13 protein-coding genes are annotated in these 13,979 nt (G+C 47.7%); 4 read left to right on the top strand and 9 right to left on the bottom strand.

The window, feature by feature from the left end; all coding sequences use genetic code 11:
• Position 1 precedes the first annotated feature (1 nt).
• Complete coding sequence (locus J0X00_RS01085; protein ID WP_020328923.1) at positions 2-886, bottom strand: sugar ABC transporter permease; 885 nt, start codon at positions 884-886, stop codon at positions 2-4.
• Positions 887-1,415: 529 nt separating this feature from the next.
• Between J0X00_RS01085 and J0X00_RS01080 the strand changes: the two genes are divergently transcribed.
• The 3 genes from J0X00_RS01080 to J0X00_RS01070 all read left to right on the top strand — a co-directional run bounded on the left by J0X00_RS01080 (position 1,416) and on the right by J0X00_RS01070 (position 7,126).
• Positions 1,416-2,144 carry an oligogalacturonate-specific porin KdgM family protein gene (locus tag J0X00_RS01080; RefSeq protein WP_282476780.1) on the top strand — a complete coding sequence of 243 codons (729 nt, stop codon included), beginning with the start codon at positions 1,416-1,418 and terminating at the stop codon, positions 2,142-2,144.
• A 73-nt stretch (positions 2,145-2,217) separates the two neighbouring features.
• Complete coding sequence (locus J0X00_RS01075) at positions 2,218-4,425, top strand: exopolygalacturonate lyase (protein ID WP_282476779.1); 2,208 nt, start codon at positions 2,218-2,220, stop codon at positions 4,423-4,425.
• 133 nt (positions 4,426-4,558) lie between these two features.
• Positions 4,559-7,126, top strand: a complete 2,568-nt coding sequence (locus J0X00_RS01070) for a pectinesterase family protein (protein WP_282476778.1) — start codon at positions 4,559-4,561, stop codon at positions 7,124-7,126.
• A gap of 97 nt (positions 7,127-7,223) precedes the next feature.
• Here J0X00_RS01070 and J0X00_RS01065 read toward each other — a convergent pair whose 3' ends face one another.
• The 8 genes from J0X00_RS01065 to kduD all read right to left on the bottom strand — a co-directional run bounded on the left by J0X00_RS01065 (position 7,224) and on the right by kduD (position 12,932).
• A complete protein-coding gene (locus tag J0X00_RS01065; RefSeq protein WP_218561545.1) occupies positions 7,224-7,565 on the bottom strand; it encodes a DUF2799 domain-containing protein in 342 nt (113 codons plus the stop codon).
• Between the two features lie 274 nt (positions 7,566-7,839).
• On the bottom strand, positions 7,840-8,466 hold the full coding sequence (locus J0X00_RS01060; protein WP_218561544.1) for a bifunctional 4-hydroxy-2-oxoglutarate aldolase/2-dehydro-3-deoxy-phosphogluconate aldolase: 627 nt from the start codon (positions 8,464-8,466) through the stop codon (positions 7,840-7,842).
• A 10-nt stretch (positions 8,467-8,476) separates the two neighbouring features.
• Positions 8,477-9,403, bottom strand: coding sequence for a sugar kinase (locus tag J0X00_RS01055; RefSeq protein WP_282476777.1), 927 nt, complete (start codon positions 9,401-9,403; stop codon positions 8,477-8,479).
• Positions 9,404-9,576: 173 nt separating this feature from the next.
• A complete protein-coding gene (locus tag J0X00_RS01050; RefSeq protein WP_282476776.1) occupies positions 9,577-10,491 on the bottom strand; it encodes an alpha/beta hydrolase in 915 nt (304 codons plus the stop codon).
• Positions 10,492-10,602: 111 nt separating this feature from the next.
• A complete protein-coding gene (locus J0X00_RS01045) occupies positions 10,603-11,238 on the bottom strand; it encodes an RpiB/LacA/LacB family sugar-phosphate isomerase (RefSeq protein WP_218561541.1) in 636 nt (211 codons plus the stop codon).
• A gap of 50 nt (positions 11,239-11,288) precedes the next feature.
• A complete protein-coding gene (locus J0X00_RS01040) occupies positions 11,289-11,612 on the bottom strand; it encodes a cupin domain-containing protein (RefSeq protein WP_020328932.1) in 324 nt (107 codons plus the stop codon).
• Between the two features lie 14 nt (positions 11,613-11,626).
• A complete protein-coding gene (locus tag J0X00_RS01035; protein ID WP_282476775.1) occupies positions 11,627-12,148 on the bottom strand; it encodes a YgjV family protein in 522 nt (173 codons plus the stop codon).
• 22 nt (positions 12,149-12,170) lie between these two features.
• Positions 12,171-12,932 carry a 2-dehydro-3-deoxy-D-gluconate 5-dehydrogenase KduD gene (gene kduD / locus J0X00_RS01030; RefSeq protein ID WP_282476774.1) on the bottom strand — a complete coding sequence of 254 codons (762 nt, stop codon included), beginning with the start codon at positions 12,930-12,932 and terminating at the stop codon, positions 12,171-12,173.
• 260 nt (positions 12,933-13,192) lie between these two features.
• Between kduD and kdgR the strand changes: the two genes are divergently transcribed.
• Positions 13,193-13,975, top strand: coding sequence for a DNA-binding transcriptional regulator KdgR (gene kdgR, locus J0X00_RS01025; protein ID WP_218561538.1), 783 nt, complete (start codon positions 13,193-13,195; stop codon positions 13,973-13,975).
• The last annotated feature ends 4 nt before the right edge of the window (positions 13,976-13,979 follow it).

Genomic DNA, 13,979 nt, shown 5'->3' with positions numbered 1-13,979 from the left:
GTTATTTGCCTCCCTTGTCACCGGAATAAAACACCCAGTATTTTGATGAACGGAATGTGATGGCAGTGAAAATCGCCACCACAATAAACAGCGACCAAGCCAGCGCGCTGCCGTAGCCCATGTCGAAGAACTTAAATGCAGTTTCGTAGATGTAGAGTGAGATCAGATACGTCGACTTCATCGGGCCACCGCCAGTGACAACGTAAGGCGCTGTGAACTCCTGAAAGGCTTGTGTGGTTTGCATGATGAAGTTGAAGAAAATCACAGGGGTGATCAGTGGCACGGTCACTTTCATGAACATTTGCCACTTGCTGGCACCGTCAATCAGGGCCGCTTCATACTGAGATTGCGGCACGTTCTGCAGAGCCGCGAGGAAGATCACCATCGCTGACCCGAACTGCCACGCTCGCAGTAGTGTGATCGAGAACAGAGCAAAAGAGGGTTCGCCAAGCCAGTTGACCGGGTCGATGCCAATAAAGCCCAGCATGCCGTTTAACACACCATCGATGGCAAACAGAGCGCGCCACAGAACGGCGATCGCAATGCTGCTGCCGAGAATCGACGGAATATAGTAAGCGGTGCGAAAAAAGCCGATGCCCTTGAGCTTGAAGTTCAAGATAAAGGCAATAAACAGCGCAAACGCTAATTTGACTGGAATGGTCAAGAAAACGTACGCGAAGGTGACGCTCATTGATTTCCAGAATAAATCGTCCTCTGTGAGCATATAACGATAGTTCTCGATACCGACAAATTTGGGTGCGGTCATCAAGTCATAATCGGTAAAGCTCATCAAAAATGACGAAACAAAAGGAAAGGCAGTAAACACAATCAACCCTATGATGTAGGGAGACAGGTACGCCAATCCTAGCTTACGACTTTCATACATTTTCTCATCCTCGTTAGTTTATTTTTCGCTAAACCATGATTCATTTTATGACTCTAGTTATTAGCTTATGAAATTCATTTAACGCAGATAAATAATGAAATTCTACAGAGTTAAACGATAAGTGTGATCGATGTTATTTTTTTTGGGCAATTAAATAAAAAAATGTGAAACAGTGTTTTGTTTTTTTGATTGTAGAGAGGGTAGTGTTGTTCGAGGTCAATGTGGCTAGATTGTTTTTTTGTTTAAGTTATTGATTTAATTTATATATATGTGGTGTTTTTTGTTCAATGTAAGAGGGGGGGAATGAAAAGTGGGCTTTTCACATTGATTTTGTAAATTTATTCACGCTTGGTATTAGTTGTTTTTTTATTAAAATGAACCGATATTTCAACTTTGGTCACAAATATTTTTTGTTTCTAGTGTTGGCTGGTTTCATTGATCACACTTTACTGATCTTAATCTTCCATATTCATGTGTTATAAATAAAATGAAACAATCAAATCAATAAAAACAAAATGGTGTTTTAATTATGAAGATTAACATGTTGTTCTCTGCCATGATACTTGCTTTAACTGCAACTTCAGCAAGTGCCGCTACTATTAATATTCGTCATGAGTTTCAACCAGAACATGGTGACCGGGCGGGGGCATCGCACAAAGATCGCGTGGCCGTTAGCCATCGTTTTGCGAATGGCGTAGGCTTTGAAGTGGAAGCTAAGTGGGCGTCAAATAATAAAGATGGTGAACTGAACCAAGATCCATTTAGTGAATTTGCCGGTAATGGTCAACAAGCCAATATTAGCTATCGTTATAAACTGACTGACTCGTTATCCCTGACTCCTCAATATAAATGGGAATCCAGCGATGGTAAGTGGGGTAACCAGTTTAACCTCAAACTGGATTATAAAGTGAATGATGAGTGGGGTGTGTCATTCCGCCATCGTTATCACTATGAGACAAAACCTAATGTGGACAAAAGCTCTCACTACAATCGTTGGACATTCGGAGCAGGATACAAAGGTATTGAACATTGGTCGTTGGGTGCATCCATGGACTACACCTGGAAGCAGGAAGGGCAGATTGTCTACAAAGATGACAGTGATGGTATCAGTGAAGTTAACTTTACATTTGAATATCAAGGGCTTGAAAGCGGTTGGAGGCCATTTGGCGAAATCGGTGTAACGCCTTCAAGAAAGGATGATGACGAAGTCGATAGCTACCGCCCACGTTTTCGTGCTGGTGTGAAATACAGTTTTTAATTGCATCAGCATGTCAGGTTGGCTCAACATTAGATTGTATTGGGCCAATTTTCTTCCTGTGAAAGGTGACCCGATGAAAACGATTCCTTTGGTACTTTGTGCCTCTTCTTTACTTGCAATCTCTGCCTGTTCAACCAGTTCTCCAGTTCTGGACAGTGGTCAGGTCTGGCAGGCAATTACATTCGGTCAATCGACTGATTTGAATTTTGGTTCCACGATTCTTCCTGAAAAAGTGGGTATGAACCAGGTTGTTGCTAAAGGCAAGCTGGTTCAGCCCGGTCCTATCGCATCCGAATTTACGCTCGAGAGCCGCGGTGGAAAAATTGCAAATTCCCATGAGGGGGGCACGTTTTATTATACCCAATTACCCTCCGGCACTAATTTTACCCTGTCAGCGCAGGTAACCATTGAGCAACTTGGTCCTGAAACAGGGTCCAGCCCCAACCGTCAGGAAGGGGCGGGCTTGATGGTGCGTGATATTCTGGGCAAAGCTCGCCTGGATCCCCAGCCTGAAGGGCTGGAGGAGTTCCCTTCTTCATCAAATATGGTGATGAACCTGGTGAGAGCGAATAAAAAAGCGAGCAATGGGCTTGTCAATATTGATGCCACTTATCGTGAAGGAATATATCAACCCTGGGGTACGGCAGGTAACAGGATGAGTCGCGATGTCTACGTTGAAGGTGTCGAATTTGGTCTGGGTAAGACTTATCAAATGTCTCTTACACGCACTAACTCAGGTTACGTTGTGAGTTACGATGATGGCCAAATCATTAAAACCCAACAGGTCAACGGCGCTAACGCTAACATTGTCGAAATGCAAGATAGCGAACATCAGTATGTGGGCTTTTTTGCCTCTCGTAACGCAAAGATGACGGTCAGCAATGTCACATTGACGCTCGCAAAAGCCGATACTGTGGATGCTCCACGCTATCACGCCAAATTGGTCAACCCGGTACTGCAACAATCCTCTCCGGATAAATCGGCGACGGATGACTATGTTTTACAGGCCCGAGCAAATTACACCGGTTTATTTAGTGTGTTGCAGAATGGTCAGCCTATAGTCGAAAAACAAAGGGTTACAGCGGGTGAAATGTTTGTATTTCCGACAGTACTGGAGCAGGCGATAACGCCATTTGAGGTGATCTACACACCTTCTGAGGGGCCAGACAGGCAACCGATGAGTTACCAGTACAATGTAGAAAAAGTGGTACTGGATAACCCGATGGAAATCAGAGTTAACCCCAAAGGGAACAATGGCCGTTTAACATTAGCGCAAGCCGTAATTCTCCTTCCCCCAGGAGGTAAGATCCTACTCGAAGATGGCGACTATGATGGTCTTGAGCTTCCGATCAGTGCCAGCGGGACTGCTGAAAAAATGAAAACGTTGCAACCTCTGGGTAATAAGGTCCGTTTTGTTGGTCCGTATCTTCATGAAGCCAGTTACTGGAAGGTTTCGAATATTGAAGTGGCTGGCGCACGTACCATAGTACATGGTAGTCACAACCATTTTTCACACATGGTAACGCATGGCGCTCCGGATACCGGCTTTCAGATTTCTTCACCGGATGGTATTGGCCGGGCGTTGTGGGCAAGTTATAACCTGGTGACCGATAGTGTTAGCTTCAATAATATGGATGAATCGCAGATCAACGCAGACGGTTTTGCTGCCAAAATGCGCATTGGTGATGGTAATACGTTTATACGCTGCATATCACACCACAATATAGATGACGGATGGGACCTGTTTAATAAGGTCGAAGATGGCGCTAATGGTGTTGTGACGATCCTCGATTCAGTATCGTATATGAATGGCCAGACTTTGCAGGTTGACGTGCAAGGCGGAACCCGGGGTAACGGATTTAAGCTCGGCGGTGAAGGGTTACCGGTTGCACACATTGTGAAAAACAACCTTGCCTTTCGAAACAATATGGATGGCTTTACCGATAACTTCAACCCGGGCGCACTGACGCTGGAAAATAACGTATCGATTGATAACGTTCGATTTAACTACTTGTTTCGTAAGAGCCCTTACGAAGCCGCGGGTAAACAGGGAGAGTTTATTGATAATCAATCGTACCGTTTTTATATCGCCAGCCAATACCGCGATGTGGTGAACGGTGAAACGTTGCGCGGCAATCGCTTTATCTATGATGAGTCAACACAAGGAGTTGATCGGTCAACACAGGAAGCACTGCAAGCAGCCGCGAAGCCAACAGACGGTGAAGTACATCCGGGTGACCTTCAGGTAGAAAAAATCCGGCACATCTTAAACATGGACTAATTGTCTGTCCCGGGCTTACTTTTTTCTTAGTAAGCCCCTTTCTCATTACATGCTTTTTTATTACTAATCCTAGGCTTTGCCTCCTTTGAGTGGCAAAGACGAATAGCAACCGCACGACTTGAAAGAGGGTGATATGAATAGGTATCAAATAGCGTTAGGAGTATCTGCATTGCTTTATGGCGGAGGGTTAATGGCTGTACCACTTTATGATGTTGTGGTTGCACAGGATGGCAGCGGTGATTTTATTTCGGTTCAGCAGGCTATTGATGCAGCGCCTCGCGATAATCAGCAGTTTGTTATCTATATTCGTAACGGTGTGTATAAAGAGCGGTTAAATATCAGCCGTGACCGCCTTTACCTGATTGGTGAGGATCGTGAGCATACTATTATCACTGCATCGTATGCCAACGGGACTTTGGATAAAAATGGCGTGCGTATGGGAACGTCTGGTAGCCGCACCGTATATGTTGATGCGAATGATTTTAAAGCGCGTACATTGACCATTGAAAATGGCTTTGATTTTATTGCTAATCAGGCTAAGTCAGACGATGATCCGAGCAAACTACAGCATACTCAGGCTGTTGCATTGATGGTGTCAAGAACGGCTGATCGGGCTCAGTTTAAGGATGTTAACCTGGTCGGTTACCAGGATACGTTATATTTGCGTGGCGGGCGTAGTGTCTTTGAACAGTCGCGTATCAGCGGCACGGTCGATTTTATTTTTGGTCACGGTACCGGCTTGTTTAAGCAAGCGGAGATCATCGCACGTGATCGTGATGATGTTGAAAGCGGCGGCGTGTATGGGTACATCACCGCGCCCTCAACCAATATTAATCAACCCTTTGGGCTTGTTTTTAAAGATTGTCGGATCATTAAAGAACCGGGGGTTCCGGCCAACAGTTATGGTTTAGGGCGCCCTTGGCATCCAACGACGACTTTCAGCGATGGCCGTTATGCTGATCCCAATGCCATTGGGCATGCCGCCTTTATCAATTGCGAGATGGATAACCATATTTATGGCTGGGATAGAATGAGCGGGAAGGATATTAATCAGCAGCCTATCTGGTTTTATCCAAGTGACTCGCGGTTCTGGGAATATGGCAATTGGGGTGAGGGAGCGGTATCGGTCGCGCAACGTCCGCAGTTAAGTGATGAAGATAATTTGGCCTATCAGGATAACGTGATCCTCGCTGGCTGGGAGCCCGATCTTTCTCTTGGCAGTGAGAGCGAATTGCAGGGGGAAGTCCTGCATCAACTGATGCAGTTTCCGTCGCAGGTGACAGTAAAAGACTCCTTGGGTCAGCAGAGCATGGTCGATACGGACCAGCGCGGACGCTATCGTATTTCGATAGCAGGTATGACACCTCCCCTCCTGATCAGTGCCGATGATCACAGTGGAGCGTCTTGCTTGCATAGTGACCAACCCCGTTCGATTTGTGTCAGTGCACTGGTAGCCGATGTTGTCAATAATGGTATTACCACAGGTAATGTCAACGCATTCAGTGATTTGCAAGTTTCAGAACTGGCTGAACAGGCCGGAATTGATGGCCCGCAACAGCTGCTTGGGATGGAAGGACTACCGGTATTTTCACGTTCGGTATGGTTACAGACGAAGCGGAACTTTATTGATTTTAGTCAGCAAACAGAGGAAAAATTCAGCCCTGTGGATTACTCTGAGCAGTGGCATCAAGAAATGAAATCCCTCTCCAACAAAGTGATCCATAATCGGGGTTACAACAGTCAGACCGGATTGGCTAATCAGGTGTCTTTGACCGACCTGGCATTTCAGCCGATCTTAAGCCTTGAGCCTGGCGCCAATTATCTCAAGAACAAGACGCAACTTGCATTAGCGCAGCAACGAATAACAGAAGCGGATACCCGACTGTTTATCGTGGGTGATTCGACGGCTTCTAATTATGAACCGGATGTTTATCCACGTATGGGGTGGGGACAGGCGTTGGCTGCGAAATTGACGGCGAATCCTAGCTTGTCGGTGGTCAATGCCGCCCGTTCTGGTCGTAGTTCACGTGATTATATTAACGGCCTTTGGTTGAGTTATTTGCGACCGTTAGTAAAACCTGGCGATTATCTGTTTATTCAGTTTGGGCATAATGATGAAAAATGTAATGGCGCTAAAGCCAAACGTGGTGTCATTGACGTTGCTAATTTGTGTACTTATCCCAATGATGTCAGTGGGCTTCCACAGTTTGAACAGGGGGAAGAACTGCTTTCTTTTCAACACTCGCTGGAGCGTTATATCGCTTTTGCACTCGAACATAAGATGCATCCGGTTTTACTCACATCAGTTCCCAGGGTTCTCAATGCGGATAATCAAGCGGCATTACCTATAACGGCTAATCAGCATATTACTCGACAAAACAGTCAGCAAGGATATAAATATGTTGGCAGTTATTATCAGACAGTGCTGGATACAGCCCAATATCATCAGTTACCCCTATTGGATATTCAGCAACGAGTTGTCTCCGCTGCTAATCAGCATGGTAATTGGCGTCAACTGTGGTTGGCGGTTGATAGTGCGGAGTTTCCGTATTACTTGGGACGAACCGGTAGCCTGGAAAAACCGGATACAACACATTTTCAGCAGCAGGGGGCTGAAATGGTGGCGGACCTGGTTTTGGACGAAATTCAACGTAATCAAGCGCTGAAGAAACTGGCGCGAAAGCTGAAAATTGAACAATAAAATAAGGCCTTGCCGTGTCACGGCAAGGCCAGTTAACAGCATCAGCGTAGAGATTTCTATGTACTCAGCCCCGAACGATTCACCGCTGACGGAAGCACTATTCCAAACTTGCCCCATCGTCCCACCACGTTCCTTCACGGTATTTCGTACGGAAAGTAGGATCAATTTCATCACATACGCCGTGATAAGGACGATGTAATTTGCCCAGTGATAAGGCATCTTGCTGGCAATATACGTTTCGGCCTTGCTCATATCCCTTGTTGTAGGCAGTCATTAATTCAGCTTGCTTCATTTCTTTACCGGATAGTTTTACCAGCCCGGAAACTCCTTGCTCATACCCAAATTTCTGCCAGTCAGAGCTTGAATATGAATCCGGCATACTGTTTGAACTACACGCGGCTAAACCGGTGAGAGCTAATACTACTATTATTCGTTTCATTTGATTTCTCCTGTGAGTAACCAAATAACAGTATAGGCGGCACTCTAGAAAACCTCTGTTCTCTTTATGTAAAATAGCGTAAAAATTCGCGGGTGCCTTTATTCGTTCTGACGATGGTTTTACTATATTGTCCGCTAAATAAAAGGCCCATACTGTGTATGGACCTTTTGGGTATTTTATCTGGTTAAATCAGGAGCTTGTATATTGCAAAAATAACAATCCAGATTAACTAAGGCACAAGCAAATCAGAATGCGATGCTTTGTGAGTGATTACCTAATCACCAACAACAGTGGCGACTTGTTTGACCAGTCGAGCCAGTTCATCCCATTGCTCATTGTCGATAAGATCGTTGGGTACCATCCAGGTTCCGCCACACGCCAGCACCGCTGAAATAGCGAGGTAGTCCTTCACATTGCCCGGACTCACGCCGCCGGTTGGCATGAAGCTGACCGGGTAAACGGCCGTCAGGGCTTTGAGCATAGCGATACCGCCAGAAGGCTCAGCCGGGAAGAATTTCAGTGTATCCAGACCCAATTCCATCGCTTGCTCAACCAGGCTTGGATTGTTCACGCCAGGGACGATGGTCACGCCGCGCTGCTGACAGTATTTCACTGTGGTTGGGTTAAAGCCCGGGCTGACAACAAAGTCGACACCCGCTTCAATCGCCTGGTCTACCTGAGTTGTGGTCAGTACCGTACCCGCGCCGATCAGCATGTCCGGGAAAGCTTCACGCATGTTTTTCATTGCCAGCGCAGCTTGTTCAGTACGGAAAGTCACTTCTGCACAAGGCAGGCCGTTCTCAATCAGCACTTCGGCAAGTTTTACGGCTTTGTCCGCGTCTTTGATTGCAATAACCGGAACGACTTTGATTTCGCGCAGTTGCTCGTTAAGAGTTTTCATTTTTCCATCCTTAAATTAGAGGCATGACATCGCACGGAATAATTGCCCCACGATGTTGAATAACGGTGCTCGCCAGAGCGTGGCCACAAACCGCGGAGTCGACGGTACTGCCACCAGTGAGACGTTTGGCCAGATAACCAGCGCTGAATGAGTCACCGGCGGCGGTGGTGTCTACCACTTTGCTCACTTTGATGGCCGGTACGGCAATAAAATCATCAGGCGTCACGACAAAACATTCGTCCGCGCCACGTTTCACCACGATCTCTTTGACGCCAAAACCTTGCGTGCGCTCGATCGCCTGCTGTTCCGCGCTATCGCCATAAAGCATCACTTCATCGTCAAATGTCAGAAACGCGATATCCGTTAAACGCAGAATACTGGCGTACATGTCGCGCGCTGCCTGGGCAGATTCCCACAGGGCAGGACGGTAGTTATTATCGAAGGCGATGGTTACGCCATCTTTGCGACACAGTGTGAGCAGCTCAACTAATTTTTTACGGCAATCTGTGGGTAAAATCGCCAGGCTGATACCGCTGAGGTAAACCACCTGATGTTGGCTAAGCTTTTCTGCCAGGCTCAGCAGCGGGCTTTCGCGCAGCCAGTACTTCGCCGCAGAATCGTTACGCCAGTAGTAGAAACTGCGCTCACCATCCGGTGCGGTTTCAATTGCGTAGATACCCGGCAGTTTGCTCTCGGAGATCTGTACCAGATCGGTGTTGATCCCTTCCTGCTGCCAACTGGTCAACATCTGTTTGCTGAACGGATCTTTCCCTAATCCGGTCACATAAGAGGTGGTGATGCCGTATTGCTGCGTCAGGCGAGACAGATAGAGTGCAGTATTTAGCGTATCGCCACCAAAACTCTGCTTGAGCTGATCGTCGGCTTTTTGCAATTCCACCATGCATTCGCCGATGACCGCGACTCGATTCATCTTCATTGGAGTACTCCTCAAAATAATCTGACGTCATTATGACAACAACAAAAACATGAAACAATAAATTTAAAACTATGGTTCATTTAAATTGTGAATTGGGTCTTTATTTGAGTTTTTGCGTGTGAAGTTAAAGAGCAAAAGCCGGCATGTACTCTACGTGCTACTTGACGTTGAAGTTACCGCGTGGACGCCGAGATGTACAAGCTCTGTACCCAAGTGTCGAGTAGCTGTGGCCAGTGTTTGGCGGGCAGATGCTGGACACCGCGCAGGCCAAAGCCGTGGCCGCCGCGGGCAAAAATGTGCAGTTCGGTTGGGACATGGTACGCTTTTAGGGACTGCCAGAAGACCAGGCTGTTGTCGGCTTTGACGGCGTTGTCATCGCTGGCGTGCATCAGAAAGCAGGGTGGTGTATCTGGGCGCACCTGGGTGTGTAGCGAATAGTGCTGACGAGTCGCTGTATCCGGATCGTCGCCCATCAGTTCATAACGGGACCCGTCGTGGCCGATCTCTTCATCCATGCTGATTACAGGATACATCAGCGCTGCAAAATCTGGGCGTGGCGACAGTAAATCGGCAGAATCCTGTAAAAGGTAAACTGCTTGATGGTGATGTACCATTAGTGTGCCCGCCGCGTGTCCGCCTGCTGAAAAACCAATGATGCCGATATGACGAAGTCCCCAGCGCTGAGCATGAGCCCGAACCAGCCTGATGGCGCGCTGAGCATCCGCCAGCGGTGCGTGCACACCCTCCGCATGGCCATCGCCTGGCATACGGTAGGTCATCACAAACACGGTATAGCCTTTCTCACTCATCGCGATGGCGGTGTCCATGCCTTCTTTGTCAAAGGCTACGCGCTGATAGCTGCCACCGGGTAAGACCACAAGGCCGATTCCGTTGGAGTGCTCAGAAGTTACCACTACCATCTCTGGCTGGGTAACCTGAGAAACTTCTCGGTCGCGCACCACTTCATCACTGCTGCGGTCACTGAAACGAGGCGCAAGGTCGGGGACGGGCTGAGTCGATGGCCAGAGCGGAATGACTGTGTGGTCGGGGAACCACTGCGTGAGAGAAGTAAACGAAACGTCAGTCATATCAAATCCTTGAAGCGAAGAGGTGGAACTATTATGCTGTCGGTTGAATAAAAAAAGCCAGCGCGAAGGCTAGCTTTATGATGAGTTCCCGATAAATAAGTAAAGCAGTGCTTAGTCGAGCAGAGACTGTACGTATTCTGCGATTTCCGGCACCTGACAGTGGCTGAAGAAACACTCTTGGAAGCGTGCGCCGCCCACAGCCGTTTTCACCAGTTCCTGATCGATAGCGCGCAGTGCTTCGACGACGTCTTTGGCGACCGCGAATTTCACCTGAGTCAGAATGCCAGCATTGCGCTGTTGAGGTTCAGCACGTTCGATTGGGTAACCCTGACCCCGCTCGCCAGTGAACGCTTTTTCAAAAATGTAACGAACGTTCAGTTCACCTGCCCAGCCAAAGCCTTTCGCAAAAGCCAGAGACAGCGCGTTACCGTTGTTGATTTGGTTAAACAGGAACGCATCTGAAGGCTCCAGGCAGTAGCCACAGATTACACCCGGATGGAGGTTCAGCGACATCATTGCGCCCTGACCGGTACCACAGCCTGCCACAACAAAATCGGCCGCTTTTGAGTTCAGCAGAATGCTGGCCATGATGCCTAGGTGGATGTAAGTCAGGTGATGGTCGTTTTCATCAGACATACCAACGTTGAAAACGTCGTGGCCCAGCGGTGCCGCTACGGTGTTCAGTTCGTTCAGAACCATCGCGTTTTTGCCAGCCTGGCTGTTTTCCATCATCAGTGCGATTTTCATAGAGTTTCTCCTGCGGTTTATCCGCAACAATCAGTTAAAAAGCAAATTCGTTATTGAATGAAATCTTTGCGCATTGGGGTGAAGTTATCGAGCAACACTCCAGCTTTGAGACAAACGCAGCCGTGCATCACGTTCGGCTCTTTGTATAGCGCATCGCCGGCTTTGACGATTTTGGTTTCATCGCCAATGGTAAATTCGAATTCACCCGACAGCACATACGTCAGCTGTTCATGCGGGTGGCTGTGCATCGGGCCAATCGCGCCTTGCTCAAAATGCACTTCAACGCTCATGATGTTGTCACTGTAGGCGAGGATTTTGCGAGAAACCCCAGCGCCGAGATCTTCCAGTTTTACATCTTGGTTATAGACAAACATGATGCCCTCTTTGTTTACAGTGCCTGACTGGCCAGCGCGCGTTTTTGTTCACGCAGCATGCGGAAAATGGTCAGGCTGTTAACGGTAATCACAGTCAGCTCCAGCAAGGTGCCGCCAATTGAGCCAACCAGAATATTGTTGGTTAGCCAGCAGCAGGCACCAACCAGAAACGCAATGCGCATTTGAATGCCGCGCAACATGAAGATAGCAAATGTACCAATCATGGTACCAATCACTGGCCACAGATCCCACCAATGGTCGGCAATGTAAAGGCCTAATCCCGCTCCCGCGAGCAGGAATATCGCCGCCACATATTTCGACGAGGTGTAGATGGAACTGGCTGTGCGCATGGCCGACAGGGCCGCGCTAAGCGCAGAGACTGCCGAACCAAGCAAAATAAAGTGGAGAAGATGATTGAGATTGAAGGCGAACATTACGATCTTCAGCCGCCGGTCGTTTTTCTGGTAGAAAGTGGAGATTCCTAAACCAAAGCTGACAAACCCTAATGCCTGAGCCAGTGATAAATCTGCAATCATCTTCTCGTATGCTTCCTAGTAATTAACGGGCTAACCAGCCGCCATCAACCGCTACAGTGTAACCGTTGATGTAGTCTGATGCTTTCGACGCCAGGAAGACCACTGGGCCTGCCAGGTCTTCCGGTGTACCCCAACGACCCGCCGGAATGCGATCCAGAATCTCTTTGCTGCGATCTTCATCAGCTCGCAGCGCGGCCGTGTTGTTGGTTGCCATGTAACCCGGTGCAATCGCGTTCACGTTGACGTTGTGTTGTGCCCACTCGTTGGCCATCAGGCGAGTAATGCCCATGACACCGCTCTTTGATGCGGTGTAAGAGGGGACGCGGATACCACCTTGGTAAGAGAGCATGGACGCTACGTTGATGATCTTGCCGCCTTCGCCTTGTGCAATGAACTGTTTCGCCACCGCTTGAGACATGAAGAACACTGACTTGATGTTGACGTTCATTACGTCATCCCAGTCTTTTTCGCTGAATTCAATCGCGTCATTACGACGGATGATGCCAGCGTTGTTCACCAGAATATCAATACGGCCCAGTTCAGTCACTGCACGGTCGATGATGGATGGAATGTCGTCCAGAACCATCAGATTAGCGCGGATATCAACGAACTTACGTCCGGTTTCTGCTATTTTCGCAATAGTTTCAGTCGGTTCAACAATGTTTACACCCACGATGTCACAACCTGCTTTAGCTAGGCCGAGTGCCATACCCTGACCAAGACCAGTGTCACAACCCGTGACGATAGCGACTTTGCCTTCCAGGTTAAATGAATCAAGAATCATAACGTTTTCCTCAGTGGTAGCTGGTTTTTGAGTGGCGGCGAGTTGGCCATCTCAGTTTGTATGTCTGTATCGTGGATCAAAAAGAAACCAAAGGCAATTATTTTTGAAAAGGTGTTTTAAAAATAATGATGGCGATCTTCTTTTTTGATAATGGAATGTTTGCGCGGTTTCAAAAATTTGAAAAGGCTTTTTAAAATTTGTGGTACGCAGAAAGTGAGCGGTTATAATAGGCGCTAACAAGTAAACACAAAGGTTCTATAATGGAAAAGTCAACTCAACCGGAAGCGGTATCTTCGGTTCTGAAAGTCTTTAGCATTCTTCAGGCCCTGGGTGAGCAGAAAGAAATCGGTGTTTCGGAACTGTCTCAACGTCTAATGATGTCTAAAGCCACGACCTATCGTTTCCTGCAAACCATGAAATCCATGGGCTTTGTCGCTCAGGAAGGGGAAGCAGATAAATATAAGCTAACCCTGAAATTGTTTGAGCTGGGCGCAAAATCCCTTGAGTACGTCGATCTGATTGATTTAGCGGACAAAGAGATGCGTTATATCTCTGAAAAAACCAACGAGGCGCTGCACTTAGGTTCTCTGGATGAAAACGCTATCATCTACATTCACAAAATAGATTCTGGCTACAATTTGCGCATGCAGTCGCGCATTGGTCGTCGTAACCCGCTGTATAGTACTGCGATTGGTAAAGTGCTTCTGGCAGAGCGCGATGAGCAGTTTGTACGAGATACCTTGCAAGATGTAGAGTTCATCAAACATACTGAACGTACTCTGGAAAATGTCGAGCAACTGCTGGAAGAGCTGGCGCGAGTTCGCACTCAACACTTTGCGGAAGACAATGAAGAACAAGAGCCGGGTTTGCGTTGTATCGCCGCACCCGTCTATGATCGCTTTGGTCATGTGATTGCGGGCCTGTCGATGTCGCTGCCAACCATCCGTTTTGATGAACAACGTATGGGCTACTACGTGGATTTGTTGCAAACCGCAGGTCGCAATATCTCGCTTCAGCTTGGTTATAACCATTATCCGGCTTAGGTGA

Source organism: Vibrio sp. ABG19, assembly GCF_029962385.1.
Lineage (GTDB): Bacteria > Pseudomonadota > Gammaproteobacteria > Enterobacterales > Vibrionaceae > Vibrio > Vibrio ostreae.
This window is presented reverse-complemented; position numbering and strand designations above follow the sequence as displayed.

Excerpts from the sequence above, each read along its gene's own strand:
- J0X00_RS01085 (WP_020328923.1), bottom strand. The coding sequence starts at position 886 with ATGTATGAAAGTCGTAAGCTAGGATTGGCGTACCTGTCTCCCTACATC.
- J0X00_RS01080 (WP_282476780.1), top strand. The coding sequence starts at position 1,416 with ATGAAGATTAACATGTTGTTCTCTGCCATGATACTTGCTTTAACTGCA.
- J0X00_RS01075 (WP_282476779.1), top strand. The coding sequence starts at position 2,218 with ATGAAAACGATTCCTTTGGTACTTTGTGCCTCTTCTTTACTTGCAATC.
- J0X00_RS01070 (WP_282476778.1), top strand. The coding sequence starts at position 4,559 with ATGAATAGGTATCAAATAGCGTTAGGAGTATCTGCATTGCTTTATGGC.
- J0X00_RS01065 (WP_218561545.1), bottom strand. The coding sequence starts at position 7,565 with ATGAAACGAATAATAGTAGTATTAGCTCTCACCGGTTTAGCCGCGTGT.
- J0X00_RS01060 (WP_218561544.1), bottom strand. The coding sequence starts at position 8,466 with ATGAAAACTCTTAACGAGCAACTGCGCGAAATCAAAGTCGTTCCGGTT.
- J0X00_RS01055 (WP_282476777.1), bottom strand. The coding sequence starts at position 9,403 with ATGAAGATGAATCGAGTCGCGGTCATCGGCGAATGCATGGTGGAATTG.
- J0X00_RS01050 (WP_282476776.1), bottom strand. The coding sequence starts at position 10,491 with ATGACTGACGTTTCGTTTACTTCTCTCACGCAGTGGTTCCCCGACCAC.
- J0X00_RS01045 (WP_218561541.1), bottom strand. The coding sequence starts at position 11,238 with ATGAAAATCGCACTGATGATGGAAAACAGCCAGGCTGGCAAAAACGCG.
- J0X00_RS01040 (WP_020328932.1), bottom strand. The coding sequence starts at position 11,612 with ATGTTTGTCTATAACCAAGATGTAAAACTGGAAGATCTCGGCGCTGGG.
- J0X00_RS01035 (WP_282476775.1), bottom strand. The coding sequence starts at position 12,148 with ATGATTGCAGATTTATCACTGGCTCAGGCATTAGGGTTTGTCAGCTTT.
- kduD (WP_282476774.1), bottom strand. The coding sequence starts at position 12,932 with ATGATTCTTGATTCATTTAACCTGGAAGGCAAAGTCGCTATCGTCACG.
- kdgR (WP_218561538.1), top strand. The coding sequence starts at position 13,193 with ATGGAAAAGTCAACTCAACCGGAAGCGGTATCTTCGGTTCTGAAAGTC.